The sequence below is a fragment of the Paraburkholderia sp. 35.1 genome (genome assembly GCF_050436525.1).
Classification (GTDB): Bacteria; Pseudomonadota; Gammaproteobacteria; order Burkholderiales; family Burkholderiaceae; genus Paraburkholderia; species Paraburkholderia tuberum.
In genome coordinates this window covers 3,233,602-3,259,040 of sequence record NZ_JBNDMJ010000003.1, presented here as the reverse complement: position 1 = coordinate 3,259,040, position 25,439 = coordinate 3,233,602, and the positions used below count along the sequence as shown (strand labels likewise).

The following is a 25,439-nucleotide window of genomic DNA, read 5'->3' as shown; positions in this document are numbered from 1 at the left end:
CGCCGTTGAAAACATTATCTGAGGGACGCAGCTACTACAGCGTCAAGGCGTGCGAGTCTTCAGTGCGACTTTTCCGCCTTTTTCCCCTCGTCTGCTGTACGTAGTGCGGCGTTAGCTGTGACCAGCAGTTTCGCATCGTGGTCCTGGACTGCAGCGTCAACCGTGTCGAACGCTTTCTTCAGATCCTTTTGTGCCAGCTTTGTCGCGCTTCCATTTTCCAAAATGGTTTCCGCTTCCTTTCTCAGGCGCTTAACTAGTTTCGCGGCGCATCTGGTGTCGAGCGTCCCATTGATGACGAACTCACTGATGTAATTCGCCAGCGCGGCCAGCGTCGCAGCGGTCGACTCATTCGCGCCGCTCTTACCGCTCGTTTCGGACTTCTTGCTCATCAGGACTCTCCCGTTAGGACATACTTCCGCAATGCAGGACCAACGCTACGCTCACGGTCGGTGTCGCATGAAATGGTGACAGACTTCGAGCGAAAATAAGACGGTTTTTTTTGGATGAAGAGGCGCTGTCATATCGCAACGTTCGGATATCGGTCGATTGTTGCCGCGTGGGGCTATGGGCGCGGTACCGCGGGGTGAATTTTGGTTTGCTACAGAATTGCTACAGCTGGAGTGAGCCGCTATATCTGGCGGGCCTTGGGCTTGTCATTCCACCCTCTGAACTATCGCCCACGTGAAGGGGCAAAGCAACTATGAACGTCCCAGTTCGACCCGGAACGGTCACTCAAGCCCGCGAAACCGCTACGACCGTTTCGAAGACAGCCGCCGCCCTTCCTAGCTAGCCAAAACTTGCTCATTTGGCGGTTGTCGCGCAGCCACACACTTTTGTTCCTCTGTAACGTCAGTTGCGTTCGCTTGATGAGTGCCCACCACGGCAAGTTCGGCTACCAGTTCGCGGCCGACCGCGTGGCAGGCTCATTGAGAGTGCGAAGGTGCCCTACCCAAGGCGCAGCCAACGTTTGACTGTCCCTGCGGCACCGCGAACCAAGGGCTGCTTATGACGCCGGAGGAAGCTCCTCTTGACGGGAACGCGCCGCAGAGGCGAGTATCACGTCTACGACTGCATCACCGGGAACGGTACCGTGGTTCGCCTACGGAGGAGATGATGGCTGCAACTCGGAAGATCCAGATCAGAATCGTAGGCGCTCCCGAACTCATTAACCCGCTCGCGGAGGAGTTGCGCAAGCATCCAGATGACGTGACCGTCAATTCCGCGCAGAAGGTTGACGGTCCGCGCGGCTTCGAATTTGGATTGATCGAGGCCGCGGCTATCTCCGCCATCGTATCGTCGGGATTCGCAGTTGGAAACTTCTCCCTCACGTTGCTGAACTTCTTGCGCAATGCGCCGGATCAGAAGAAGAAAATTAGAGTGGTGACCTCAGAAGGTGAAGTCGAGATTCGTTGGCGCGCCGATCTGACCGAGGATCAGGTCAAGAAACTCATCGAATCGGTTGCCAAGCCAGACTAGCATGACGCTGCCATTCCTTCAGGCAGACTACGGCGCATTTGACACAAAGTTTCTCGGTGTCTGTCTGCGGTTCCATTCGGACGCGCCCGACTCATTTGAAAAGCTTTTAGCGCTTGTCACGGGCGAACCCTCGGCCCACGCGAATTTCGATCACGAAAGTCTCCACGATCTTGCAGTCGCGAGCGTGCTTGATCACGAGTTTCGGCATCTGCACGACTTTGTGCTGTCGACGCACGGGAACAAGATCTTCCGCCTACGCCTCGCGGCATTCTTCAACGGCATGCAAAGTATCGGGGCAGGGTTTAGCGTGCTGCCTGTACCAACACCGCTTCTGCGCTGGTCTCGTTTGACGGAGGAGGAGCGGCGCTCACAAGAGCAACTGTGGGCGCAACAAGTATTGCCGCTCGATCGCCTAGATGCGGCCGCGCTTGCGCAAGCCGCAAAAAACTATGCGCAGATCCGCAGGTGCATGGTCGCGGAGTCTGAGATCCAACCGGTTGACTTGTACGAGGCGTCGGCCGTGCTTGCGCAAGTCTTCGCGATCGACCGTATCGCCGGGAAGAAGAGCGCGTTAATGTTCCTTAAAGAGATCGTTAATGGTAGCGTCCCGTCGCGGTATGTACGGGTATTGCGCTCGCTCTTCACGCTCTGGCGCAAGCTCGGCCGCGATGCCGATGCTCATGAGTTTGCTGCCGTGGTTAGTTGGTCGCTGCTTGGGACCTTTGGCAAGCAACCTGATGATGACCCTCCGACGCAGCGCTTCTTTCGGCTGCTTGAGCACCTTACGCGCGAGCAAGCCTGCGACTTCGGCTGCGGGCTCAAGGATCTCTATGCCGGGTGGGATGCGGCTCTCGGTTACGTGTCGATTGAGGAAGCCATACGCGAGAATGGGGCGGCGAACGAGGAATTCGCCCGGTGGTTTGATAGTGTACCGCCAGACTCCGGCGACACGCTCTTTCGCGCAATCACAGAAACCTGTCGTGAAGGCATCCAGACTCTGATTGCGGCAAATAACGCAGTGGCCTCTGTATATCTTGCGAACCCGGATTCGTACGTGTATCCAGACGCGTACATCGACAGCGGCCGAAATCTTCTCGCGCCGGTTCGAGTTGACTTCCTCGACATGGGTTATCGCTCCGATGCACTGCGAGGCTGCGGTTTTGAGGTCGACGTCGAGATCCTCGATAGTCAGAGTCGTGAGCAAGTCGCGTTGACAGCCACGTTGCATCCCAACGGACCCAATGCGATCGACGGGCGGGTCGCCAGCCGCGTTGCGATCCAACTCATGGTATCCGACTACCTGTTTTCTGATTTGAGTCGGGACGATTGGGACTTCCGGCTTGCTCGGCAGAAACTTCGCGAAATCGGCGTCGCAACGCTTGAGTTGTTGTGACGGGAAAAGGGAGCGAAGCGCTTACGACCTGACGAAGCGCGGTCCGACACGCAATTCGCCCTTTGAAGGACCGTTTTTTGGTCTCGACGGACACCGGAACTTCAAAGCGAGTCATGTATTGAATGACGCGTCATGGCCGAACCCGGTCCGATAGCTGAGTTGAGAACCGCTTGCCGGCCCGCAACGGATGATCGTCGCAAGTCGACCCCTATGCCGGTCAAGCCGTATGAGATTCAAGGGCAGGTATCAAAGTCAAGCAGTCACTTGATGCGCCAGACGGTACGCCAGACTGCGGACGGCTCGTCGGTCAGAGCCGGCGGCGGTGCACGGCGGCAATGGATCGATTACGGGACGAAGATCGGGCCTCAGGAGGGGGCGGTAGCTTTAATGCTTCGCCTTGCGGCGTACCCGATCTAAATTGACCTTTCCTGCGGTATTCGCGTAGGACAGCAATTCTGGGCAAACTTGCTTGCCAGAGCGGATCCGCGCATGCCTCGTAGCTCGACAACAGAAAACGCCACCCTTCTGCCCGCACGGAAAACCGTGGGTTGAGCCGTCGCGCCGGGGTGGCCTTCGTTACCTCTGCGCTCTCGCGCCTGTGCGCCGCTATGACGAGCCGCTTTCCGCGTTCTCAGTTTCTTCCCTTTGATCGGGCGATGCCGGTGTCGCATACCACTGCTCCCGCGGTACAAGCTTCGGTTCGTCGGGATCGCCCTCGTAGGCAGGAGTCATGATCTGCACCCCGTACTGGTTGAAGACATCGAGGATGTGTCGGTGCAGGTCCGCATAGATCCGGGCGATCATATTCGGGTCACGGATATAGACATTCAGTTCGTAAGTGACCGCAAAATCCCCCAGCTTGGTTAGCAGGATGAACGGCTGCGGCTCCCCGAGCACCCCCGAAGTTCGCTCTGCGGCCATGCGCAGCATCGCCTCCACCTGTCGCCAGGGGGTCTCGTACCCGATTCCGACCGTGGTATGGAGGATCAATCCTCGGGTGCCGGCCAAGGAGCTGAAGTTTGTTACGTCGCCGTTCAGGATCTGGGAATTGGGAATCGTGACCTCTTCGTTCTTGACCGTCCGCAGATGGGTCACCTGGAGGCGGATGGCGATCACCTCGCCGGTCACGTCCCCCACCTTCACCCGGTCGCCGACCTTGAACACCCTTCGATAAGTCATCAGGTAGCCAGCAATGAGATTGGAAATCGCTGTCGAGGAGCCGAGCGAGAGCACTAGACCGATGAAGATGGAAATCCCTTTGAAGGCGGCGGACTCGGAGCCAGGGATGTACGGGTAGGCGACGACAAGCGCGAAGGCCAGGATCAAAACCCGGACAAGCTTATAGGTCGGGAGGCCCCATTCCGGCTCGAATTGGGCAAAGGTGACGCGCTTCTGCGCCACCGCGTCGAAGAAGCGCCTTATCCGGCGCAGGACGAACTGGGACAGATAGTAGATGATGCCCAGAATGAGAATGTCCGGGATATTGGCGCCCACGGATTTTCCCATATGCTCGACCGCGCCAGCGGCGAGGGCGAACAGACCATTGGAGATGGAGCGGGTCCATGGAAAGAGCCCAAGTACGTAATGCAAATAGGCATACGCTGACACAATAATGGTCACGACGCCAATCACAAGCATCAGGCGATGAAATGCCTTCCAGATGGTCTCGGAACGGAGGATCTCAAAAGACTGGATACCGACGGCGTGAACACGACTTTTCAGAAGTCGGGAAAGCGCTTTGTCCAACCACCGGTTGAGCATGAGCAGAACTGCGATCGCCAGCACTAGCAGGGCCGTGGCTCCGGCCCCATACAGCCCCGCCTTGAGCAGGGCGTCGCTTCTACGGGACTGCCGGTATTCGTCGATGGCCCGGTGGATTCGCATCAGATGCAATGTGGCGAGATGGTCGCGGCTCGTGTGTTCCAACTGGGCATCCGCTTCGCTCACAATCATCAGCGTGGCTGGCCCGGCCATGATCATCGTGACGTTCTCCACAACTTCGGCGCTCAACCCGTCGCTCGGGAATGAGGGGTCTGCCGCTACCTTTTCGATTCTTCCCCTAATGGCCTCGGCGCGCTGCTCGGCGGGAAAGGACGAAACCCCTCGGACGCTGAACAGGAGCTGACCGTCGATCTCGACCGGGGCCGTTTCGAGCACCGACTCAAGGAGGACGGGCGTTTCCGGGCGCACCTCCTCACTTGCAGCCTGAAGCGGAGACGCCAGCATCATGAACAACACCGCAAGTATGGGAATTCTGAGAGACATTGGGCGCTCTCCTGCCAACAAGGCCGTCATCGTGTCACCGGACAAGGCGTCTGCTCGGCCAAACTTTGCCGGAAGACTTCCCACGGATATCCTGCCGTGCGCGCGACTGGCGCTCTTGACGTATATCAAGAGAGCCAAAAAAGCGACGCCCGGATTGTCGAACGCGGCAAATACGGTCGACGGCTCCAGACACAGTGGCGGCGGCCGGCTTGGCTGGGCGCATCCAAGCGTGATTGAACGGCCAATCGACCGGAACTATGTCAGCCTATGCGTCCGCCACGTCTCGCACACCGTCAGCTGCGGTACCGTGCCGGCCACCACGCCGCAAGTGCTGGGTGTCTCGGCGCCGAAGTAAGCGACCAGAGCTGACGGCCCTCGTTTCCCACGCGGAAGACTTCGAGCACATCCGGGGGCACTGTTTCGCTTACTGGCCGCTTCGTGTGCGGCGCGCAAGTGTGGGACCGATTGCCGCCACAACCGGTTCGGTCGGCAGGGTGCGCGTGCGCTAACGGAGCGAATGGCCGTTTGCAGGGGCGAACCGACGTTTGAATGGCGGCTCAAGCGCGCAAGCGAATGACTGGAGCTGGCCGACTACCGCATATCCGCAGCCGGCCCTCTCCGCAACGCCGCGATGGACCGCAAAATAGCCCCAGGCGGCTTCGCTTAACGGAGAGCGACGCAGGACTATGACTGCGGGACAGAAACCCACGTAATCGATCAACGGTTTTCCGGCGCCGCTGTCAGCCCTTCCAACAACGCCTTATGAAACGCCTGCGGGTCCTGCATCTGCGGCGCGTGACCGAGCCCCGCGAACTCGACCAGCGTCGCATGGGGAATCGCCTTCGCGGCCGCGCGGCCCAATTCGGGGTAATGGCCGAGCTTCGCGCGCACCTCGGGCGGCGCTGCGTCCTTGCCAATCGCCGTCGTGTCCTTCTGACCGATCAGCAGCAGCGTCGGCATGCTGAGTTGGCCGAGCTCATAAAAAACCGGCTGGGTGCTGGCGTGTCGACTATAAACAATCCACGAAAAGCGCCGAAAGGCTTGCCAGTCTTGCGTTTGCGGGATTCACACGTGCCTTCGTTGCACCGCTAAATTCGCGCAGGAATCGTTCATGCTGATCCAGCGGGCCGAATCCCGGAGGATCACGCCATGTGCTATCAGGGATGGCGTCAATAAAGGGATTTTTTCGTACGCCAAGCGCTCAGGGCGTGCGTCCCGAGCGTCGCTGATCGACCCGGAGCGGACTCGCGCATGCCGACCCATTAGCGTCTCTTCGCGGAGGTGGAGCGGACCTTGGAGCGGCAACGTCCGCGCTTGGATCGCAGCGGTCATCCGAAACATGCGCCAGGCGACATGAACTCGCACATCGCTGACATTTACGCGGCCTCGGCATTTGGATGGTGTGAGTTCCGCTTTGCTGGCTGCAACTAAACTCATCGCGTTCGCGCCCTGGGGTCTGCCGTTCAGTGCGCACCACTGACTCATTCATCCTGCTTGGCACATCGGTGCAACAGCCCCAGTGACCAAACGCCTCCGTTCAGAATGCCTGCCAGTCCACAGCAGTTGTATCCGCCGCGACCATAGGGTTGCTGTCTGCGCTCCCGACGCGTGTTGTCTCTGATTTTGTCGATGCACGAAGGGGCGTGCGAACCTTCGATGTCGGGAGCAGCCTACGCGGCTTGTTTTGCCGCTCAACGATGTGTGACGCGGATGGCCTCGCATCCTCAACCTTGAAAAAGGCCACCGTTTCACGCAAAGCCTGTGCCTGTTGAGCCATCGACTGCGCCGCCGCCGAGGCTTCTTCCACCAGCGCGGCGTTTTGTTGGGTCACCTGGTCCATCTGGCTCACCGCCTGACTCACCTGTTCGATGCCAGTGCTCTGCTCTACCGAAGCCGACGAGATTTCACCAACGATGTCGGCCACCCGTTTGACCGACTCGACGATCTCATTGATGGTGCGGCCCGCTTCCCCTACGAGCTTCGAGCCGGCGTCCACACGACTTACCGAGTCGCCGATCAGATCCTTGATCTCCTTGGCAGCGGTGGCGCTACGCTGCGCGAGCGTACGGACCTCGCCGGCCACGACAGCAAACCCACGGCCCTGTTCGCCAGCGCGGGCCGCCTCGACCGCTGCGTTGAGCGCAAGAATGTTTGTCTGGAATGCAATGCCTTCAATCACAGTAATGATCTCGGACATTTTTGCCGAACTGCCGGAGATCTCCTGCATCGTCTCGACCACGCGCCCGACCACCTCGCCGCCGCGCCGCGCAACGCCAGAGGCCGTGCCGGCCAGCGTCGCTGCCTGCCGGGCGTTGTCCGTATTGTGACGGACCGTGGCCGTCAGTTCCTCCATGCTGGAAGCTGTTTCCTCGAGCGACGCTGCCTGCTCTTCGGTGCGGCTCGACAGATCGAGATTGCCCTGCGCAATCTGTCCACTTGCGGTCGCCACCCCTTCAGCGTTCTCCCGCACTTCCAGAACGACTCGTGACAGACTGTCACGCATCGCCCGCAGAGAAGCCATCAGGCTGTTTGTGTCGCCTGGTCGAAGGTCGACGTTCACACCGAGATCGCCGTTGGCAATCCGCTTGCATAGCCCCGCCGCGTAGTCAGGTTCGCCACCCAGGCTCGTCCGGATACTGCGCGCCAGTAATAGCATCCCGAGGGTCAGAACTGCGGTCACTATCGCTGCGAGCAACAGATCGCGCAGGAGCGTCACATAGAACAGATGGTCGATATCGTCCACGTAGACGCCCGTATACACGTGCCAGTCCCATTCGGCGACAAAGTCACTGCAGGTAATCTTGCGAACTGGCGCGTCACTGCCAGGCTTTGGCCACACATATTCGCTGAAGTGGTTGCCGCCGGGCGATGAGCTTTTGACGATCTCGACCGCGATGTGGGTACCGTTCGAATCCACGAGGTCTGCCAGTGACTTGCTTTCGAGTTGTGGCTTGGACGGCAAGAGGAGTGCCGTGACATTCGAGTCGTAGATGCCAAAATAGCCGCTACGGTCCGCGCCATAGCGAAGTCCGCGCAGGTTCTCAAGCGCCTGATGTTTCGCTTCGGCGATCGACAAAGTATTGTCGGCGACCTTCTTCTGGTAATAGGAAATCACGCCGAGCGCGGTATCTATCTGCTGCGACAGCATGCTCTTGCGTTGTTCGAGCATATCGGATCGGTTCATCCACGCGCTCGTGACGACGAGCACACCAAGGCCAAACCAGAGAAGAGCCAGAATGCTCCATAGCTTCTGGTTCAAGGTCAATCGCTTCATTTACGCTAGTCTCACAGATGGGGTCCGTCAGTTCAATCAAACCTGCCACTGGCGGCAACCTGATTGCCTGCCTGGCAGATCGGCTCGTCTCTCGAGCGTCGGGTCGCATGCCAGATCCGTCTCCCCGCCGGGCCGGTCGTGGTTTCTCGCTCACCGTTCGTAATGACACGATTACGGCAAACGCCAGCGGAACTTAAGCAAATAAAGATTTCGCCCGGTGCGCCAAGCGCGCCAGACAGTGTATAAGTCTAAAAGCACAGTCACCGCCGACATCGTCGAAATCCACCCCACTCCGGGATCAACGGATCAATCGCTATGACGTTTGCTCACCCGGCATCGCGTCCAGGACCTCATCTCCGGTAGCAAGGCTCTAGATCGGCCTGTGCAATTCTTTCCATAAGACCGACGGCTCGAGTGACATGATCTGCACACGAAGGTCCGGTGCCGAGGTGGAGGCGACGCTCGAAGGTTTGTGTGAAAGCCCGAGCGAGCGGCCGAAGGTGGCCGACTACAGCCTGTCCGCAAGCGTCCTCCCTGGAAATCCGCGAAGAGCCATAAAGTAGCTACCAGGGCGTTTCGTCTGGCGGTGAACGACGCAGGAGTACGGTAGCGGGACAGAAAGCCGTTTGAACGCTCAACGATTGGTCGGCACCGCCGCGAGTCCATCGAGCAGTGCCTGATGAAACGCTTCCGGGTCCTGCATCTGCGGCGCGTGACCGAGCCCCGCGAACTCGACTAGCGTCGCATGGGGAATCGCCTTCGCGGCCGCGCGGCCCAATTCGGGGTAATGGCCTAGCTTCGCGCGCACCTCGGGCGGCGAGGCGTCCTTGCCGATCGCCGTCGTGTCCTTCTGACCGATCAGCAGCAGCGTCGGCATGCTGAGCTGCCCCAGCTCATAGACGACCGGTTGCGTGTAAATCATGTCATAGAGCAGCGCGGAATTCCACGCGACGATCTGCTTGCCCGGCCCACGATACATGCCCGCGAGCATCCGCACCCACGGTTCGTAGTCGGCGCGCCATTGCCCCGCGTAATAGGTCGCCTGTTCGTAGCGGCGGATGCCGTCGGCGGTGGTCTTCAGCTCCCGCTGATACCACTGGTCGACCGACAGCGACGGCACGCCCTTCGCCTTCCAGTCCTCGAGTCCGATCGGATTCACGAGCACCAGTTGCTGCGTTTCGCGCGGATACATCAGCGCATAGCGGACGGCGAGCATGCCGCCCGTCGAATGGCCGACCACCGTCACCTCGCTGACGCCGAGCGAATCGAGCAGCGCATGCGTATTGCGCGCGAGTTGCTGGAAGCTGTACTGGTAATGCTCGGGCTTGCCCGTTACTTAGTTTCGCAACTCATTGCCAAAACCCCTATCCGTTGGGCCTTTGCGGGCTTTTTGCACGTTGCGAAAGCCATCCTAAACGGGGGGCACTGAGGATAAACCCTCCCGACCCAACCCGGAGGCATCAGCTACGTTTGGTCGAGAACCTGCTCGATCAAGGAGGCCGAGAATGGCCAGTTCGATGTTCTTTCTCGCGGCGCAGTTTGACGGCAGGGTAACGCTCACCCTGGACGAGGCATGCGAGGCGATTGGTATCGCGAAAAAAACGGGATACAACTTGATCTCGCTCGGCACCTTTCCGATACCCCACCGCAAGCAGGGCAAACGTCTGGTGATCGACGTTCGCGATGTCGCTGACTACCTCGACCGCGAGCGCGCTAACGCGCAAGCAGCCTTCGACCGCCCCCCGGACGTCGGCGGGAATGGCAAGTGCGCCGCCCGCCAGCTCCGCGCGGCGGGAACCGTTTCTGCTCAATCGACTTCTGCCATCAGGAGGCCGCCATGTGCTATCAGAAACCCGTTGAACTTCTGGAAAATCTTCTCGAAGCTGTCCCGCTCTTACCGAACGAGCGCGGCCATACCGCGATGGACGACTTCGACCACTTCTGCGCCTACACCGGGTGTTCGGAGGAGCTATTAGGTCCGCAGGCTTTTGCCTAGGTGAAGCTCGCCTACATCGACGCCAAGACAACGCAGTCGTGTTAGCGACCGTGCCGATCGAGGCGACGGCGCTGATGCTCGCCACGTTGTACCCGAGGCCGTTCTCCGATCCCGCGTGGCTTTACGAATTCAAGTTCAAATAGGCACCTCGCCACGCGTTGCCTTTCAAAGGCTTGCCTAGCAAGGGCCGTCTCAGGGGGCTGTTGCCTTTCGAAATCGACGACCGTTGCTTTTGAACGAGGCGTTGATACAGCGTGCGACGGGTATCGGGCCGAGGGCTCAAATCGACCCGTTGCAGTCCTTGAACGCCGCCTCGTCCCGATGGCAGGTTTTAGAGTCAAACGGTCTTTCCCTCAACCGGCAGTGTCGACGGGTTGTCGGCCTCTATAGCGGACGTTGGCGACAGACGACCGGCAACCGGAAATATCGGTGCGAGATCCTTCGCAAACCTGTTCCAGTACGCAGCTCGACTCAGTTCGCTGGTGACGAACGTTTCGGGCATCTCCACGTTAATGGAACAGTTCGGCTGAGGACAAGGTCCCGTTGCTGCTGGTCCCCCCCGCTGCGAGCACCCGGCCATCCGGCAGTAGCGTGGCGGTATGTTTATAGCGCGGCTGAAGCAAGCTGCCGGTCCGCGACCAGGTACCTGTGGCCGGATCGTACAGCTCGTCCGAGGCCAAGGTGCCTTTGGCGCCCCCCCCCGCTACGAGCACCCGGCCGTCAGGCACCAGCGTGGCGGTGAGGTAGTACCGCGCCTGACTCATGCTGCCGGTCTGCGACCACGTCCCTGTGGCCGGGTCATACAGTTCGGCTGTCGACAGCGCGGCGGTGCCGTTGTATCCCCCTGCTGCCAGCACCTTGCCGTCGGGCAGCAGCGTGGCCGCGTAGATGTTACGCACCTGACCCATGCTGCCAGTCTGGGACCAGGTACCCGTGGCGGGATCATACAGTTCAGCCGAGGACAGCCGACCTCCGCTGCCGGCTCCGCCCGCCACGAGCACCTTGCCGTTGGGCAGCAGCGTGGCGGTGTGCTGTTGCCGCGCCACAACCAGGTTGCCGGTCTGCGACCACGTCCCCGTGGCCGGATCGTACAGTTCAGCCGAGGACAGGAGTCCTGCGTTACCTTCGCCCCCCGCAACGAGCACCTTGCCGTTGGGCAGCAGCGTGGCCGTGTGGCTGTCACGCGCCTGGCTCATGCTGCCGGTCTGCGACCAGGTCCCCGTGGCCGGATCGTACAGTTCGGCTGAGGACTGCGAGCTTCCCCCGCCATTGTTGTATCCGCCCACCACGAGCACCTTGCCGTTGGGCAGCAGTGTGGCGGTGTGCAGATCCCGCGGCACAACCAGATTGCCGGTCTGCGACCACGTATCCGAAGCCGGATCGTACAGTTCGGCTGAGGTCAGGGCACGTTTGTTGTATCCCGCCACAACGAGAACCTTGCCGTTGGGCAGCAGTGTGGCGGTATGTTCATAACGCCCCAGATTCATCGCGTCGGCAGGCAGCCACTCACCAATCACAGAGGTTGCCACTGTGATGGCTACCTGCGCCGTGACGCTGCCTGCGCTGTTGCTGCCGGTGACGACGAAGGTCGTCTGCGCCTGCGTCGTGGTTGGCGTGCCGCTGATTTGCCCCGTCTGCGCATCGATGCTCAAACCGGCCGGCAGTGTTGGCGACACGGAGAATCCGGTGATTTCACCGCCGGAATACAGCGGATCGTTGTCCTCGATTGGCCGGCCGATGGTGTAGACAGGCACCGGGTCCATATAGGTGAGGCCTGCCGGCGGCGCGATCTGCGCCTGCACTTCGATAGTGACCTGTGCCTGGACACTGTCCACACTATTGCTGCCGGTCACCGTATAGACCGCCGAAGGGGTCACCGTCACGGGCGTGCCCGAAATGATTCCGGTCTGTGGATCCAGAACGAGGCCCGCAGGCAGCGCCGGTGACACGCTGTATTGCGTGATCTCGCCGCCCGAGGCAATCGGCATGTTGGGCGTGATCGCCGCGTTGGTCACATAGATGATCGAATCGTCCAGGTAGCTCAGGCTATCCGGTGCAATGGCGGTGGCCTTGACCTCGATCTCCACCAACGTGGTGGTGCTGCCTTGCGCATTGCTGCCCGTGATCGTGCAAATAGTGGCCTTGCTGACGGCGGTCGGCGTGCCGGTGATTGCGCCAGTCAGAGGATTCAGGCTCAGTCCAGCGGGCAGCGGAGGCGACACGCTGTATTGCGTGATGGTTCCACCGCTGCTGCTCGGCGTATCGGGGATAATTTCCTGCCCTTCCGCGTACACCACCGATTCATCGCGCTCGGTCATGCCGGCGGGCGAACCTTGCGTGACGTTGGTGCCACCACCGACTCCGCCCTGGCATCCAGCTAACAGCATGGTCAGCAGCACGAGCAGGCCTGTCAGGCAACGCGTTATCCGCATGAACATGCTCCCGGACCGTTTTCACTCATCTCATTCATGATAGGTCGCGCGGGCAGATTTATCAGCCGAATGCAATGGGCGCTACATCGTCCGATAAGGCGACCAGCGTGGCAACGGGCTTAACGTCCGCAGTCCGACTGGAAGCGACGTTCGAGCGTCCGTGCTAACGTGATCGCCACCGACCGCAGTTGGCCGGTCACTGCCTCATACAAGCGACATACAAGACCTGATCGGGAAACGTGCGGCCGGTCCAGCGCCGCTGGCGATCCGCGCGCCAATGCTTTGCCGCGCGCGCGACAGGCGGCTCATGATTGTGCCGACCGGAACATCGAGCACCTGCGCGGCTTCGGCGTAGCTCAATCCTTCGAACGCGACGAGCAGCATCACCACGCGCTGAGCCTCGGGCAAGCGCCCGACGGCGGCGATGATCTCACGGCTCAGCAGCACATCTTCGGGAGAACGCGCGGCAGGATCGGAGACGGCTAGCAATGCGTCATCCCACTCGACACTCGCCCGGCCTCGTACGCTGCGTGCCCGCAATTCGTTGAGCCACGTGGAATGGATGATCGAGAACATCCAGCTGAGCGGCGCCGTGCCGGGCTGCAGTTGATGCGCCCGTTCGAGTCCGCGTACGCACGAACGTTGCAGCAGATCTTCGGCGTCGTGCTGATTGCCGGACAGGCGCAACGAGAAAGCCCACAATCTGGGCAGCATTCCGGGTAAAAGATCCGGCAAACTCTCAACGACAGTGATGGACATGGTTGAGTGGCCAATTTCGAGTAGAGCCCTTGAACGACGGCTCGACGTGCCGCTTGAGGGTCACGTCGAATTAACATCGATCACGTCAGGGAAAAGGCCAGTGTCCCGACCCGGCACGCTGCGCCCGATATCAATGAAATTTGATCTGGCGCTGCGAGACACCGCCTCGAGCGACAGATCGAGCTGACTTACGCCACGCGCGTCGCGCGCCAATAGCGCAACAAATCCCCGGGTTCGCTCGGCAGCGCTTTCGGATCGCCACTGGTGACGTTCATCGGATTTCCCTAATCAATGTGGATCAATCTAACGGACTCAGGGTGCGGGCGCATGCCAGACAAATTCCTCGAACGGCGCTTCGAGCGGCGGCTGGGTAACGCTGCTGGTGTAGTTCGTGATAGTCGATGCTGCAACCACCGCAATGACCTCGAGTATCTGCTCGGAGCGGAATCCCGCTTCGAGGAAGCGTCTCTGGTCCGATTCAGCCAGGCGGCCGCGCTTTTCGATCAGCGTGCGCGCCAGCGTTGACAGCGCGGCCAGTCCGGCGTCATCAGGCAGGGCGCCATGCCGGATTGCGTCGACATCGGCGGGATGTACGCCCTGCTTCAACGCGAGCGCCGTGTGAAACGCGACCGGCCACTCGCTGCCATTCGTGACGGCGTTGGTCAGCAGCAACGTCTGGATCTGTGGCTCCGCCAGACTGCTGGCATGCACCCGCTCGAACAGGCCGATGAACCCGTTGATCAGCACCGGTGAAGTGGCCATAGCGGCCGCGACGTTCGGGATCAGGCCGAACGCCTGTTGCAGTTGCTGAAGCACGGGCTTCGATTGCGCGGGAGCGGATTCGATCGTGTGAACGGGATAGCTGGGCATGGTATCTCCTTGACGGTGAGCGTCACCGGATGGGTGGCGCGACAGCCAAAGAGTAGAGGCGGTTGTTCGGTGCGCCAACTACATCGGAGGTAATCGTCGTGCGGTGACGGCTGCGTGCTGATCGCGAGGGAGCGTCATGAGCCACGACTCGACTGACATGGTGCGCACACGAAGGTCCGTTGTCTGGGCCGAGCCGACGTCTGAGTGTCTACTCAAGCCGGCGGGCCAACGGCGGGATCTGGCCGAATCCGGCAGATCGCTGTCGGGGACGCGCGGCGTGGTCGGCATTGAAAGGCAACACCGCAAAAGGTGCCTTTTCAAATATGACGGCTACCGGTGCCTCGTTCGGAGGGACGCCGAGACGGTCGAACTCGTGAGCCGCAACGGCAAGCTACTGAACGGGTCCTTCCCCGACGTCGTTGAGGCGGTGCGTCAGGTGCCGGGCGAGTTCGTATGGGATTCGGAGTTGACCGTCGACGAGCGCACGGGGCACTCCGACTTCGAGCGCTTGCAGCAGCGCGCGCGCACCCGCGTCCCGCTCAGGGTGCGGGCCGCAGCGCGTGAGAACCCGGCGCGGCTCTATGTATTCGACATGCTGGCAAGCGGCCGGCGCAACCTTCGCACGCTACCTCTCGACACCCGCAAGCGCCACCTGCGCGATTCGTTCGAGAACACGGCCGCGCTCGTCTACACCAGCGGCATCGTTGGAGCGGGCGAGTGGGTCTGGGAGCAGGTCATCGCGCACGGGTTCGAGGGCATGGTCGCAAAGCGGCTGGCGTCGTCGTATCAGGGACGGCGCTCCCCTGACTGGCTCAAGGTGAAGAACCCGAACTATGGCAGACCGGCTGCGCTCGGCTGGGGCCGCTCGTCATCTCCTTAGACGGCGCACATCGCTTGCCGGCATTTGGCTTCGGAATAGACTTTGTGTTCGAGCTGCACTTCCGACGACACGGTGACGATAGATGGCAAAGACGACGGAGATGGTGACGTTCCACGTCCCGACCGACAACCAAGAAATGCTGGCTGCCATTGGCGAGGTCGCGCTGAGGCATGAGCAGCTAACCTACGCTCTCCGAATGACGATCAAAACACTGACGGGAGTCAGCGTGGGCGATGCGCTCGACGCCACGACCAATACCAGCACATACGAGCTTCGAAGACTAATCAGGAAGCTGGCGAGCCAGCGACTCGGCGACGGCGCGCCCCTGCTCAAGCTCCACGCGCTACTGCAACGCTGTGAGCGCGCAACGAGTAAGCGCAACGAGCTAATCCATAGCGTGTGGGCGCAGCGAGCGAACAACGAGACAGTTCGCAGCGGATCGGGCGGCGACTGGCATCCAACACCGACGGCGAGCGACCTGCACAAGCTCGCCGCGACTCTTTCCGATCTGACGTCCGAATTGATTGAGGCCCGCTCGACGGGCTACCTTCACAAAGCGCTCGCCGACAAATCGAAGAAAAGCAAAACGGACTGACGCGACGTTACTCGCATACCCCGACATCCGCCTCCTTCTGTATCGGCAGACTCCTTTTGCGTACCCGATGCGCTGATTGGATTACGCAATACTCCGTTAAGACTGTTACAAATGTTGCATATCCTCGGCAACAAAGATGTGGCAGGCCGTATTTCATCAACGAAAATTACCGATTCGGCAATTTTTGATGCGCCACGAGTGATTTACGACATTTCGGGTAAACACCTATCAAGTATCGCAAATATCTGATCTATCACGGCTTTAAGCCTCTTTTAAGAACCCGCCGATAGATTTCTGCACCCGCTGAACTTGCGCTAAGCCGTCGTAATTATTACCTTACCTTCCGCACGCCCATTTAGATCATTGAATGCTCCGTTTAGAGCATGGAATACGCAATCAGGATCGTGACTGTAGAAGGCGTGGGGATAGAAGTCTTTATGAACGCAACGGAGCGATAGATATGCCCTATGGACTTGACTACACAGACGTGCGTTACGAGACGGACCACGACGGCAACCGTCTGAAAGCAACCATCCCTTATACGATGTTCTCCGCGCTCACCGTATTCTGGATCGCGGCGCGAAGGGCTCAGACGGCGAAGATCGAAGCACGCACCCGGCCCGGTCAATACAAGGGCTCATTGCAGGCGGCGCAGCTGCCCGACGAACAGCCCTCCGAGACGTCGGCCGTCGAAACAAAACCCGCGAACGTCTCCCACTTCCCCAATGACCGGCACTGGCAAAAGCTGCTCTCACGCCTGCCTGCTGAAGCGGCAGCAGCCCCCATACCGGAGCCGACGAACGAACCTGAACCGGCTACGGAACCCGAACCAGTCACAGCCGCCGAGCCGGCGCAGAGCGCAGGCGACCAAGCTACGCCGCAGAAACGGAACCGCGTCTTCTATCGCGAGTTCATGGCGAAGCCGCCCGCCGAAGTCATGGCGCGAATCAATGCGGGGACGTACTTCCTGCGTGCATGGCGCGAGCAGCGCGGCCTCACGTTGAGCGACGCTGCCGAACTTGCCGGCGTGACCGTTGCAGCTATCGTCTGGCACGAGAACGGGCGCGGCGCGCCGAAGATCGCGACGCTAGAGAAGTACGCGCAGGTCTATGACGTTCCGGTCCTTCAGATAACCCCGAAGCCAGGCACCGATGACTCGCCGTTCGTCGGCAAAAAGAAGCGCGTAAGGGCGAGCCCTGCTCCTGCACCTTCACCTGCCAAGCCCGTGGCGATCCCGCCTGCCGCGACCTCGAAGAAAGCCGCCGCACCGGTGCCTCTCGCGCCGGCCGGCACGAGCTACCCCGATGGCGTGCTCGACAGCCTGCTCGCAGGCAAGTCACCCCTGCTCGCCTGGCGTCTGTATCGCGGCCTCTCGCTGAAGCAACTCGCCGAGCAGTACGGCGGCCAGCCTGGGAACCTCAAGGCAATGGAGACGCAAACCTTCCTGCGTCCCGCGACCATCGAGAAGCTATGCAAGGTCTTTCATTGCAGGCCCGAACACCTCCTGCGCCCGGTTGACCTCGAAGAACGCCGCGCTGCGAGCCCCGCGACGAATACCCCGGCAGAGCCTGCGTCTCCCGTCGTCTCGCATGCGCTGTTGAGCGTACCGCCTGCGCGTCGCGAGACGCCGGCCCCGCAGCCGCAGTCCGTGATCGCTGCCGCGTTCGAGCACGCGCAGTCGGCCGAGCCGCAAATGCGGGAATCGCGGCGCAACAACGGCGGCAAGGCCAGCCGGCTCGCAAAGATGCAGCGCGAGCTTTCCGCCCTCTAACCCTTTTTTGTCACAAAAGAAGTAGCGCCTATGCGCGTTTTTTAGTGCATTCGGTGTGGCAATCACCACACCCAATACTAAAATGGAGCCCCTAAATGCCGACCTTCCCTAATACGCCGGTACGTTGTTATAGTTCCGCGTCGTCAAACGTACGAGGATTACATGGCCGTAAAGAAACCTGCCGACGAGTCGCGCAATGGCAATCAGACGGGGGACGAGGACGAAGGCCCACGCGTGAAGATCAGCATTACGGTCCCGCCCGAGTTGCTGGACCGTCTCGACGCGTATCGCAAGCGGCGCGGCGGGCTGAACCGCTCCGCCATATTCGCGCTCGCGATGGACTGGTTTATGGACGAGCATCCGCTCAAGCAGCCCTGACGTCCGCGCGGTGCGCGACGCATCGCGAACTTCCCTGCGTTCCGCAGAACATCGGGCGCATGCCCGCTCGCCGCGTCGTGGCGAAGGCGGTGCATCATGTGTAAGCCCTTGCCCGAAGGCATCCACCTCGACCTCAGACTCGACCCTGGGGTGCTCAAACGCGCACGCACGTATGCACGCGCGCGTGGTGTCACGCTAGACGAGCTATTCGCCCTCGGTGCGAACTACCTGATGGAGCAGTCCGCTCCTCTGCCTGAAGACCGCGCGCCCGACGACGGGCGCGACGACAACGGGCAGTGAGCGGACGCGGCCATGAACACATCTTTCCCGGCTGGAAAATCAGTTCACCGCGCAAACGTTGTCGAGCGCTGGCGCGAACTCGACGCGGGCAAGCTCGCCCGCGTTATTGCCATCGTCAACGAGCAGGCGCTGCCGCTCAAGCAGCGCCATCACGAGCAGATCAACCGGGTTCTGAATCAGCCCGGCTTAAACACGGGCGCGAAGATCGAAGCCCTCTGGCAAGCCGTCGATGAAATCGGCGCGCTCGCCGCGCCGTACTCGGCGTGCCGCAAGGGCTGCTCGCATTGCTGCCACATCCCCGTGTTGCTGCCCGCGCAGGAGGCGGCGCTGATCGGCCATAGGATCGGCGTCGCACCGGCGAAGGTAACCGGCGTCACGGCGAAGGACGCTGTGCGCTCGGGCTATGACAATCCCTGCCCCTTCCTGAAGGACGACGCGTGCTCGATATACGAGTCGCGTCCGCTCGCCTGTCGGCAGCAGGTCAATATGGACTCCGACGCGCTGCTCTGCGAACTCGTCGGCGACGAGGCGACGAAGGTGCCGTATCTGAACCTGATGGACTACAACACCGCCCTTGTCTACATCACGTCGGTCAGTTGGACGCGACGCGGTCATCACGCGCGCTCGGGCCGGCCTGCGCTTCGCGAGCGCTTCACGATGCCCGACGTCGGCGATATCCGCGAATTCTTTCCGAATGGCAATGCTAACCAGAAGGACGACAGATGAAAGCAGGAATGACACTCCGGGAACTCAAGGCGCAACTCGCCGAGCTTACTGCGCAGATCGAGGCAGCGCGCGCCGCCGAGTTCGATCAGGCAGTCGCCGCTTGCCGGCAGATCATTGACGAGTACGGCCTGACCGCCTTCGACCTCGGGTTCGTCAAAACGCAGACCATCGCGCCACGCCGTGGCCGGCCGCCTGGCACGTTCAAGCAGAAGGCGCCGCGCCCGCCCGTTCCACCGCTCTACCGCGATCCCCAAAGCGGCGCAACGTGGTCAGGTCGCGGGCGCACGCCGAGGTGGATCACAGGCCAGAACCGCGACGCTTATCTGATCCGTTGATGACGAAGCAATACATGCGCCCCGACACACGCCGGAGCTGCGCGGTTCAATGCACCGCGTCGCGCCGACCCTCGGCGAGACGTTCGAGGAGGTTCCGATGGCCCTGCGCGTGGGCGACTACAGCAAAATCAAACTTCTGACGCGGTCAGTCGACGGCCGGCTGGATTCGGCCAACAGCGGTCGGTCATGGTTGACCGCTTTCGGGGTTCCTGCTCGCTTTACAGGAACCCGGAAGGACGCCGGCCAGATGTCAACTTCCTGCACCGCGGCCCATTTCGCCGCCGGAGCCGTGGAGCATTTTTTTGCGGTAAGAAATACTGGTCGAGCTTTACCTCGGAAGGGCGTATGTTGATAAGCCCTCCGAGCCAGACGGCCTTTTAGTCGACCGCGTGCGTAATCGTCTATAAACCCGTTGCAACCCGGAAGCTGGTGAGTTCTCCACGCCAACCACTGCGCCGCAGAAAACCTTCCCATGTCAGTGCGTCGGGATCGTTTCGCCGGCTCCACGTCAAGTCTCGTTCTGGCGCGTAGTACCCGTATTCGACCGCATAGGTAACCATTCCCACAAGTTCGCGCACCAGCCACTCATCGGCACCGAACGCGGGAAAGTGACGTAGTAATTCCTCGCGCGTATACGCTGAGGCGTAGTGCGCACGCCGGCCTGTTACGCGGACGAAGGTGTCCACAATCTCGCGCGCGGTCAGGACCTCACCGATCACCGGCAGGGTTTGGCCGGAATAAGACTCCGGCTCGTCAAATTGCGCCAGAACCGCGGGACCGGTTGCGGTCAGCGGATCGACAAATGGCACGGGCGTATCTGGCGGCAGATAGACGGCGAAGCTGAGGCTGTCGTCGGTTTCCGGCCGTGGTACGTAGTACTCAAGGAAGTTGCTGTAGAAAAAAGCGAGCTGGATGAAGGAGCTGCGCAGCGGCAGCGTGCGCAAGTATGCCTCCACCAAGGCCTTTTCGGTGAAGTGTGGCGCCCACAGGGTGCCCCCCGTGCGAGCCTCAACGTTTTCGAGGCTGCTCCAGACAATATGCTCCACGCCCGCGGCGAGCGCCGCATCAGCCAACTCGAGCCCCAGCGCCAATTCGGGGCGGCCCGGCGGCGGCACGGGCGCTATTGGCGGTGTCATCAGGAAGGCACCGTACGAGCCGCGCATAGCCGCGGCAAGCTCGGCTTGGCGACCCGCCTCCAACGGCGCGATGACGATCTCGGCGCCGCGCTGGGCCAGTTCGCGCATGGGTGCGCTATCTGCACTTCGTGCGAGAGCGCGCACGCGGTAGCGACCGCTATCCAGCAGGGCGCAGGCCACGCTGCGGCCTTGCTTGCTGGAGGCGCCAGCGACGGTGATCAAGGGCAATGGTGCAAAAGGCGTCATGAGACTCTCCATACAGGCACGCAACACGCGCGCCGACATGTGCAGTCTGGACAAAAAATGCTATAGAGTGAAATCGTCAATCTCTTGCTCTACTATCCATGCCATGGATACCAAACGCATAGACCTGAACCTGTTGGTCACCCTCGAAGCCTTGCTCGCAGAGCAAAACGTGACGCGCGCTGCCCGCCGCCTACACCTTAGCCAACCAGCGGTAAGTGCGCAGCTCGCACGCTTGCGCGACCTGTTTGGTGACCCGTTGCTGATCCCGGCGCAACGCGGCATGACTCCCACGGCGAAAGCCGACGAACTGCTGGCGCCCTTGTGCAATGCGCTTGATCAATTGCGTGCAACGGTGATCCAGCATGGCCATTTCGATCCCGCGCGGGCGCAACTAACTATGGCTATCGCCTGCACCGACTATCTACAGGCTGCGCTTGTGCAGCCGCTACTCCTGGAGCTTCGACAACAGGCGCCTGGTGTGCGGATAGCGTTGCGTATGCTGGACGTTCCGCAACTGCCAACGCAAATGGCTCACGGCGAGGTCGACCTCGCGTTTATGACGCCCAGTGACGCCCCGACTGGCCTGCGCAGCCGCCACCTGTTTAACGAACGCTACGTGATGATAGGCCGCCGCGACCATCCCAAGCTGCGACGAAAGCTCACGGTTTTGCAGTTCGCGCAGCTTGAGCATGTCATCGTGTCGCTACGCGGCGGCGACTTCGTCACGCCCGTGGACGACGCGTTGGCGGCCCTAGGCCTTCGGCGCAACGTGGTGCTGTCCGCGGCCTCCTTCCTGTTTGTGCTGGATATCGTGTCCCGCTCCGACCTCGTTGCTCTAGTGCCGCAACGGCTTGTGCGCGATCACACCGATGCATTGCGGATCGTAGAATGCCCGATTTCCGTTCCGGGCTTCGAGGTGGGCATGCTGTGGCATGAGCGCAGTCACGGACACACCGGCCATCGCTGGGTGCGCGAGATCCTTAGGGCGTTGGTCGCCGGGTGAGGCGGGTCTGCAAAGGGCGGGGCGGAACGGCCGTCTCACGGCGGTCTAAGCACGCGCGCAACGACTGAGTTGACAGGCAATCTGGTTAATTTGAATGACCCCTTTTCAGCGATCAGACTGAGGGGAACAATGTCTGTAACGGGTCGACTGCAGCCGACTGCGTCAGGCAGCGGTCGGCCAGAACCGGTCACACGACTCACGCGCTGGAAGCGTCGACTCCTCAGGTTAGTGCGCGGTTGCATCCCTGCACCAGACCGATGAGCGGACGACCAAGGTCGCGAGCTTCCAGCAGTCAGGGGCCGGCGGCAACCAACCGTTGCCCCCGCTGCACGACGTCGAACTAAGCTGGATGGGTCCGATCGGCTTCGTGCTGACCGGTATCGAGTTCATCGGCGACGTGGCCTATGGCCAGTCGTGGTGGTGCCGGCCTGCTTGATGAGTCCGCGCCAGGCGCGACGTTTATCCAGGATTCGGTGAATATCCCTGTGGATAATCGAGACTTCGTTATGGCGCGTCTGGCTTCTCGGGCCATTGCGCCGGGTTCGCGGTGAGGTCGACCGCCAGCAACGCCGCGCGATACTTGCGCCAGGCATCGAGCAAACCGGCCTGTGTCTTCGTGGCGGTGCCGAATTCGACGGCATCCTGTAGCGCACCGATGAGGCCGGCCGCTTCGCTCATGCGCGTATTGCGCTCCGCGCCATTCATCGCGGCGATCTGTTCAGCCGTCGGCGGTAACTGGTCGAGCAGCACGGCGCCGCCGTTTTCATCGACGCTGATGCGCTTGCCCGCGCTCTGTCCGTTGAGCAGCATTTGCCAGATCTCGTCCGTGATCGGTACAGCGCCAGCGGGTATGTTATCGCCGTGAATGTCATCAGCATAAAAGCCGATGACGATCCGGTCGGCATCAAGATATGCGTATTTTTGGCCCATGATTTTCCTTTAGTGGCCGATCAAAATTAAAAAGCCAGCTCCGGTCACAGCGGTGGCACCTTGTCTTGCGTTAATGACCGCCCCAGTTGTGGTGCCGGACGAGATGCCATACGAGTAGGCAGTTAGTCCGCCGTCCATCGCAGTAGCCGTAAAAGATGCACTAGGGAATGCAATCGGAAACGTAATAGCGACTCCGCTGGCGGATGAGACTGAAACCGCCATCCATTGAATAATCAGGCCGCTAGGTAACTTCTGGAATCCGTTAGTCGCCGTCATCGACGCGCCGAAAACGCCCGATGAATTGCTGAGTAACGCTGTTCCCTGCACAAATTCCCATTGCGCAGCGGTTGCGACAAAGGTTACGGAATCACCTGCCAGCATCGTAAGGCTTGTTCCGCTGGTAGTGAATCCGCCACCCAGTACCGGTAGATAGAGTTTGTCGGTACCTGATGCCGTTACTGTTTTCGCAGCGCTATCGGCATTCAAAAAAGAAATGGCCGAGCCTACCGGTACGGATGAATAAGGTGGCAGGGTTGCCGAGGAACCTGCAACCAGCGTAATAGATCTTCCCGCATCGGCTGCGTTTAAGACAGTCGGCGCCGACAAAATCCGCGCACCCTGGTAATTACCAAGCGCCCTTTGTACGAATGCCGTGGTAGCAGTTTTTGTCGTGTTATCGAACTGCGGCGGCGTGACGCCGGTATTTTGCGACGCGTTCTGGATTGCCGTCCAGAGCTGATTGAATGCCGCCTTGTTTAGCGTCTGCCCCGAGCCGGTGACCGCGTTCATTAACTCCATCATGACCGAGTTCAGCCACTCGGCAGGAACGATGGTCGCCGGGATATTGCTCGCGGGATTGCCATCGGTGAAGTAACCCGTCGCTCCCTGCGCCGTTGAAGGCGGCTGCGACGCTGCGACGGTCGCATTATCGATCTGGTACATGGTCAGGGTTCCCTACTGATAGTGAAACTGGAGAATGGTGTGCGCGGGCTTGATCGCATTCATCTCGCATTCGAGAACGGCATTGCCCCATGTCGCGAGCGGATCACCCGCGCTCGCAAGGCCTGCAGCGAAGTACGTGACAGAGTTGATTGGCGCGTTGATGGACCACGTGTAAAACCAGTCGGCCGTGCCGAGCGCCTGACCTGCGCGGCTCTGCCCCGCGCGAAACGGCGCAAAGTTCGTGACCGTGACGGTGTAGCCGAGCGACGCGGCGAGATCGATGAAGTACTGCGCCGATGCGCCGCCCGAGTTCGTGAGCCGCGCGACAACCTGCTGGCGACGCTGCTGCGTCGACCCGGATTCGCCCACGCACGGATCAGGCAGGCCGAGCGTCGCTTCCCATTCGGGCAGCAACTGGTCACACGTAGCAGGAAAGGCTGAGACGATCAGGCCAAGCGCGGCATTGTCGAGTGACTGCGCGGTGAGCGCGAGCGCGTCAAGCGTCGCTGCCTGCGCCCCTTCGTTCTCACGCGTCCAGACACGCCCGCGTGGCAGCAGCTTGCGCAGGACGCCCGCGTAATCGGCAGCGCTGTTGGCGGTATGGCTCATGCTCGCCTCACTGCCAGGTGATCGTGCCGAGGACCGGCAGCGCGCCGGCCGCGAGCACAATATCGGTTGTCGGTGAGACGATCAGGAAGTCATTCACGCCCGCAACAGACGAGATCGCGCTCCAGAGATGCGCGAGGATCACGGTCCCACCTGGTGCACCGTCCATCAGAAGCTGATTCTTGAGCGCAGCGGTCACTTCAGCCTGCAGGCCGACCCCGATGCCCTTGATGGTCATCGGGATTGCCTGCGAGGTCGGTGAGACCGCATAGACAAGCGCTGTCACCGGCTGCTGCGGATAGATGGCATTGGCCACCGTCAGCTGGTCGCCAGTGGCAGTCGTGCCGCGCGTCTCCTTCGTCGCGCAGCCGTTCGTGCCTTGCGGGAAGCCGCCGTGAGCCGCGTTTGCCTCGTCGAGCATCACATAGACGACCACGGTGCCGGCTCCCATGCCGTTCGGCGCGCACCATGCGCGCGTGACGCCCGGCACCTCCAGCGCCCATCCCACGTAGTCGTCCAGATCGCCGCCCTGCGGCGGGTTCTGGTAAGCGAACAGCACGCGCGCGCGATAGTCGTCGTTGTCCTCGATGTCCGCGCCGCCGGTGAACGCCGTCGCGGCGGTGCCGGTCGAGTCGATACCGGCGATGGCGTTCGCGAGCGTGAACTGCGTGCCCGCTGCGCAGTCGCCATTCGCACCGGTGAGGCCGAGCGGGTCCGGCACGGCCGAGGCCGCGACCGTGACCGAGCCTCCACTCACCTGCGCGGCCTCAGTCGTGACGTACGCGAGTCCGTCGCTGCGCGTGATGGCCGCGCCGTCTGCGATTACCCCACTGGTGCCGTTGAAGGTGATCGAGCCCGACGCCTGCGCGCACGGTTTGCGCGTCACGCCTTTAAGCGCGCCCCAGCCTTCGAGATACTCATCCGTGGCCTGAAAAGGCGTGCATTGCAGCGCGATCCAGTCGAGGTAGCCATAAAGCATGCACGCGAGCGCCGCGTCGATATCTGCGATCACGTTCAGGTTCGTGAAGCGCAGCAGCGCATCGGCATCAGGCAGCGACGCGTTAAGTTGCTGCGCGCTCGCGTTCCGCAGCTGCGTGAGCGTCGGTCGTGAGAATGGCATGGTGGG

Annotated in this window: 24 protein-coding genes and 3 pseudogenes; 13 read left to right on the top strand and 14 right to left on the bottom strand. The window is 61.1% G+C overall.

What is annotated here, in order from left to right:
• Positions 1 to 59 precede the first annotated feature (59 nt).
• Positions 60 to 389, bottom strand: coding sequence for a hypothetical protein (locus tag OKW27_RS35340; RefSeq protein ID WP_429336186.1), 330 nt, complete (start codon positions 387 to 389; stop codon positions 60 to 62).
• A 721-nt stretch (positions 390 to 1,110) separates the two neighbouring features.
• On the opposite strand from OKW27_RS35340, the gene OKW27_RS35335 reads away from it, so the two are divergent.
• Positions 1,111 to 1,476, top strand: coding sequence for a hypothetical protein (locus OKW27_RS35335; protein ID WP_429292645.1), 366 nt, complete (start codon positions 1,111 to 1,113; stop codon positions 1,474 to 1,476).
• A gap of 1 nt (position 1,477) precedes the next feature.
• On the top strand, positions 1,478 to 2,869 hold the full coding sequence (locus OKW27_RS35330; RefSeq protein WP_429336185.1) for a hypothetical protein: 1,392 nt from the start codon (positions 1,478 to 1,480) through the stop codon (positions 2,867 to 2,869).
• A gap of 606 nt (positions 2,870 to 3,475) precedes the next feature.
• Here OKW27_RS35330 and OKW27_RS35325 read toward each other — a convergent pair.
• Positions 3,476 to 5,098, bottom strand: a complete 1,623-nt coding sequence (locus tag OKW27_RS35325) for a mechanosensitive ion channel family protein (RefSeq protein WP_429336184.1) — start codon at positions 5,096 to 5,098, stop codon at positions 3,476 to 3,478.
• Between OKW27_RS35325 and OKW27_RS35320 the strand changes: the two genes are divergently transcribed.
• Positions 5,097 to 5,489 (top strand): hypothetical protein, encoded by a 393-nt coding sequence (locus tag OKW27_RS35320; protein WP_429336183.1) that lies wholly within the window; start codon positions 5,097 to 5,099, stop codon positions 5,487 to 5,489. The genes OKW27_RS35325 and OKW27_RS35320 overlap by 2 nt on opposite strands.
• 362 nt (positions 5,490 to 5,851) lie before the next feature.
• Here OKW27_RS35320 and OKW27_RS35315 read toward each other — a convergent pair.
• The 3 genes and pseudogenes from OKW27_RS35315 to OKW27_RS35305 all read right to left on the bottom strand — a co-directional run.
• Positions 5,852 to 6,130 (bottom strand): annotated as a pseudogene (locus OKW27_RS35315) (alpha/beta fold hydrolase); the annotation flags it as partial.
• A 541-nt stretch (positions 6,131 to 6,671) separates the two neighbouring features.
• The gene (locus tag OKW27_RS35310) at positions 6,672 to 8,408 is read right to left on the bottom strand and encodes a methyl-accepting chemotaxis protein (RefSeq protein WP_429336182.1); all 1,737 of its coding nucleotides are present in this window, start codon (positions 8,406 to 8,408) and stop codon (positions 6,672 to 6,674) included.
• Between the two features lie 634 nt (positions 8,409 to 9,042).
• Positions 9,043 to 9,741: pseudogene (locus tag OKW27_RS35305) on the bottom strand (alpha/beta fold hydrolase); the annotation flags it as partial.
• A 172-nt stretch (positions 9,742 to 9,913) separates the two neighbouring features.
• Between OKW27_RS35305 and OKW27_RS35300 the strand changes: the two are divergent.
• Positions 9,914 to 10,384, top strand: coding sequence for a helix-turn-helix transcriptional regulator (locus OKW27_RS35300; RefSeq protein ID WP_429336181.1), 471 nt, complete (start codon positions 9,914 to 9,916; stop codon positions 10,382 to 10,384).
• 529 nt (positions 10,385 to 10,913) lie between these two features.
• On the opposite strand, the gene OKW27_RS35295 is transcribed toward OKW27_RS35300, so the two are convergent.
• The 4 genes and pseudogenes from OKW27_RS35295 to OKW27_RS35280 all read right to left on the bottom strand — a co-directional run bounded on the left by OKW27_RS35295 (position 10,914) and on the right by OKW27_RS35280 (position 14,465).
• The gene (locus OKW27_RS35295) at positions 10,914 to 12,836 is read right to left on the bottom strand and encodes a Kelch repeat-containing protein (protein ID WP_429336180.1); all 1,923 of its coding nucleotides are present in this window, start codon (positions 12,834 to 12,836) and stop codon (positions 10,914 to 10,916) included.
• Positions 12,837 to 13,040: 204 nt separating this feature from the next.
• A complete protein-coding gene (locus OKW27_RS35290; protein ID WP_429336179.1) occupies positions 13,041 to 13,595 on the bottom strand; it encodes an RNA polymerase sigma factor in 555 nt (184 codons plus the stop codon).
• Between the two features lie 99 nt (positions 13,596 to 13,694).
• Positions 13,695 to 13,870, bottom strand: a pseudogene (locus OKW27_RS35285) (transcriptional regulator); the annotation flags it as partial.
• Positions 13,871 to 13,907: 37 nt separating this feature from the next.
• Positions 13,908 to 14,465, bottom strand: coding sequence for a carboxymuconolactone decarboxylase family protein (locus OKW27_RS35280; RefSeq protein ID WP_429336178.1), 558 nt, complete (start codon positions 14,463 to 14,465; stop codon positions 13,908 to 13,910).
• A gap of 136 nt (positions 14,466 to 14,601) precedes the next feature.
• On the opposite strand from OKW27_RS35280, the gene OKW27_RS35275 reads away from it, so the two are divergent.
• From OKW27_RS35275 to OKW27_RS35240, 8 genes are all read left to right on the top strand, one after another.
• Positions 14,602 to 15,345: a DNA ligase gene (locus OKW27_RS35275; RefSeq protein ID WP_429336177.1), complete on the top strand. Its 744-nt coding sequence runs from the start codon at positions 14,602 to 14,604 to the stop codon at positions 15,343 to 15,345.
• 82 nt (positions 15,346 to 15,427) lie between these two features.
• Positions 15,428 to 15,940 carry a hypothetical protein gene (locus tag OKW27_RS35270; RefSeq protein WP_429336176.1) on the top strand — a complete coding sequence of 171 codons (513 nt, stop codon included), beginning with the start codon at positions 15,428 to 15,430 and terminating at the stop codon, positions 15,938 to 15,940.
• A 111-nt stretch (positions 15,941 to 16,051) separates the two neighbouring features.
• A complete protein-coding gene (locus OKW27_RS35265; RefSeq protein ID WP_429336175.1) occupies positions 16,052 to 16,189 on the top strand; it encodes a hypothetical protein in 138 nt (45 codons plus the stop codon).
• A gap of 238 nt (positions 16,190 to 16,427) precedes the next feature.
• A complete protein-coding gene (locus OKW27_RS35260; RefSeq protein WP_429336174.1) occupies positions 16,428 to 17,711 on the top strand; it encodes a helix-turn-helix domain-containing protein in 1,284 nt (427 codons plus the stop codon).
• 162 nt (positions 17,712 to 17,873) lie between these two features.
• Positions 17,874 to 18,089, top strand: coding sequence for a CopG family ribbon-helix-helix protein (locus OKW27_RS35255; RefSeq protein ID WP_429336173.1), 216 nt, complete (start codon positions 17,874 to 17,876; stop codon positions 18,087 to 18,089).
• Positions 18,090 to 18,185: 96 nt separating this feature from the next.
• A complete protein-coding gene (locus OKW27_RS35250; protein WP_429336172.1) occupies positions 18,186 to 18,389 on the top strand; it encodes a hypothetical protein in 204 nt (67 codons plus the stop codon).
• Positions 18,390 to 18,401: 12 nt separating this feature from the next.
• Positions 18,402 to 19,115 carry a YkgJ family cysteine cluster protein gene (locus tag OKW27_RS35245; protein WP_429336171.1) on the top strand — a complete coding sequence of 238 codons (714 nt, stop codon included), beginning with the start codon at positions 18,402 to 18,404 and terminating at the stop codon, positions 19,113 to 19,115.
• A complete protein-coding gene (locus tag OKW27_RS35240) occupies positions 19,112 to 19,450 on the top strand; it encodes an H-NS family nucleoid-associated regulatory protein (protein WP_429336170.1) in 339 nt (112 codons plus the stop codon). Before OKW27_RS35245 ends, OKW27_RS35240 begins: the two co-directional genes overlap by 4 nt.
• Positions 19,451 to 19,851: 401 nt before the next feature.
• Here OKW27_RS35240 and OKW27_RS35235 read toward each other — a convergent pair whose 3' ends face one another.
• Complete coding sequence (locus OKW27_RS35235; RefSeq protein WP_187628926.1) at positions 19,852 to 20,832, bottom strand: NmrA/HSCARG family protein; 981 nt, start codon at positions 20,830 to 20,832, stop codon at positions 19,852 to 19,854.
• Positions 20,833 to 20,935: 103 nt separating this feature from the next.
• On the opposite strand from OKW27_RS35235, the gene OKW27_RS35230 reads away from it, so the two are divergent.
• Positions 20,936 to 21,835: a LysR family transcriptional regulator gene (locus OKW27_RS35230; RefSeq protein ID WP_187628925.1), complete on the top strand. Its 900-nt coding sequence runs from the start codon at positions 20,936 to 20,938 to the stop codon at positions 21,833 to 21,835.
• Positions 21,836 to 22,339: 504 nt separating this feature from the next.
• On the opposite strand, the gene OKW27_RS35225 is transcribed toward OKW27_RS35230, so the two are convergent.
• Genes OKW27_RS35225 through OKW27_RS35210 form a run of 4 tightly spaced genes read right to left on the bottom strand, consistent with a single transcriptional unit; the run spans position 22,340 to position 25,433 of the window.
• The gene (locus OKW27_RS35225) at positions 22,340 to 22,765 is read right to left on the bottom strand and encodes a tail fiber assembly protein (protein ID WP_429336169.1); all 426 of its coding nucleotides are present in this window, start codon (positions 22,763 to 22,765) and stop codon (positions 22,340 to 22,342) included.
• Positions 22,766 to 22,774: 9 nt separating this feature from the next.
• Positions 22,775 to 23,707 (bottom strand): gp53-like domain-containing protein, encoded by a 933-nt coding sequence (locus OKW27_RS35220; protein WP_429336168.1) that lies wholly within the window; start codon positions 23,705 to 23,707, stop codon positions 22,775 to 22,777.
• A 12-nt stretch (positions 23,708 to 23,719) separates the two neighbouring features.
• Positions 23,720 to 24,316 (bottom strand): YmfQ family protein, encoded by a 597-nt coding sequence (locus tag OKW27_RS35215; RefSeq protein ID WP_429336167.1) that lies wholly within the window; start codon positions 24,314 to 24,316, stop codon positions 23,720 to 23,722.
• A 7-nt stretch (positions 24,317 to 24,323) separates the two neighbouring features.
• Positions 24,324 to 25,433, bottom strand: coding sequence for a baseplate J/gp47 family protein (locus OKW27_RS35210; protein WP_429336166.1), 1,110 nt, complete (start codon positions 25,431 to 25,433; stop codon positions 24,324 to 24,326).
• Between the last annotated feature and the right edge of the window lie 6 nt (positions 25,434 to 25,439).

Bases quoted from the DNA above. Each gene is read 5' to 3' on its own strand.
- OKW27_RS35310 (WP_429336182.1), bottom strand. From the start codon at position 8,408: ATGAAGCGATTGACCTTGAACCAGAAGCTATGGAGCATTCTGGCTCTT.
- OKW27_RS35255 (WP_429336173.1), top strand. From the start codon at position 17,874: ATGGCCGTAAAGAAACCTGCCGACGAGTCGCGCAATGGCAATCAGACG.
- OKW27_RS35245 (WP_429336171.1), top strand. From the start codon at position 18,402: ATGAACACATCTTTCCCGGCTGGAAAATCAGTTCACCGCGCAAACGTT.
- OKW27_RS35210 (WP_429336166.1), bottom strand. From the start codon at position 25,433: ATGCCATTCTCACGACCGACGCTCACGCAGCTGCGGAACGCGAGCGCG.
- OKW27_RS35235 (WP_187628926.1), bottom strand. From the start codon at position 20,832: ATGACGCCTTTTGCACCATTGCCCTTGATCACCGTCGCTGGCGCCTCC.
- OKW27_RS35250 (WP_429336172.1), top strand. From the start codon at position 18,186: ATGTGTAAGCCCTTGCCCGAAGGCATCCACCTCGACCTCAGACTCGAC.
- OKW27_RS35215 (WP_429336167.1), bottom strand. From the start codon at position 24,316: ATGAGCCATACCGCCAACAGCGCTGCCGATTACGCGGGCGTCCTGCGC.
- OKW27_RS35265 (WP_429336175.1), top strand. From the start codon at position 16,052: ATGTTGCATATCCTCGGCAACAAAGATGTGGCAGGCCGTATTTCATCA.
- OKW27_RS35280 (WP_429336178.1), bottom strand. From the start codon at position 14,465: ATGCCCAGCTATCCCGTTCACACGATCGAATCCGCTCCCGCGCAATCG.
- OKW27_RS35330 (WP_429336185.1), top strand. From the start codon at position 1,478: ATGACGCTGCCATTCCTTCAGGCAGACTACGGCGCATTTGACACAAAG.
- OKW27_RS35340 (WP_429336186.1), bottom strand. From the start codon at position 389: ATGAGCAAGAAGTCCGAAACGAGCGGTAAGAGCGGCGCGAATGAGTCG.
- OKW27_RS35220 (WP_429336168.1), bottom strand. From the start codon at position 23,707: ATGTACCAGATCGATAATGCGACCGTCGCAGCGTCGCAGCCGCCTTCA.
- OKW27_RS35225 (WP_429336169.1), bottom strand. From the start codon at position 22,765: ATGGGCCAAAAATACGCATATCTTGATGCCGACCGGATCGTCATCGGC.
- OKW27_RS35275 (WP_429336177.1), top strand. From the start codon at position 14,602: ATGAGCCACGACTCGACTGACATGGTGCGCACACGAAGGTCCGTTGTC.
- OKW27_RS35240 (WP_429336170.1), top strand. From the start codon at position 19,112: ATGAAAGCAGGAATGACACTCCGGGAACTCAAGGCGCAACTCGCCGAG.
- OKW27_RS35290 (WP_429336179.1), bottom strand. From the start codon at position 13,595: ATGTCCATCACTGTCGTTGAGAGTTTGCCGGATCTTTTACCCGGAATG.
- OKW27_RS35295 (WP_429336180.1), bottom strand. From the start codon at position 12,836: ATGCGGATAACGCGTTGCCTGACAGGCCTGCTCGTGCTGCTGACCATG.
- OKW27_RS35300 (WP_429336181.1), top strand. From the start codon at position 9,914: ATGGCCAGTTCGATGTTCTTTCTCGCGGCGCAGTTTGACGGCAGGGTA.
- OKW27_RS35335 (WP_429292645.1), top strand. From the start codon at position 1,111: ATGATGGCTGCAACTCGGAAGATCCAGATCAGAATCGTAGGCGCTCCC.
- OKW27_RS35270 (WP_429336176.1), top strand. From the start codon at position 15,428: ATGGCAAAGACGACGGAGATGGTGACGTTCCACGTCCCGACCGACAAC.
- OKW27_RS35320 (WP_429336183.1), top strand. From the start codon at position 5,097: ATGAACAACACCGCAAGTATGGGAATTCTGAGAGACATTGGGCGCTCT.
- OKW27_RS35325 (WP_429336184.1), bottom strand. From the start codon at position 5,098: ATGATGCTGGCGTCTCCGCTTCAGGCTGCAAGTGAGGAGGTGCGCCCG.
- OKW27_RS35230 (WP_187628925.1), top strand. From the start codon at position 20,936: ATGGATACCAAACGCATAGACCTGAACCTGTTGGTCACCCTCGAAGCC.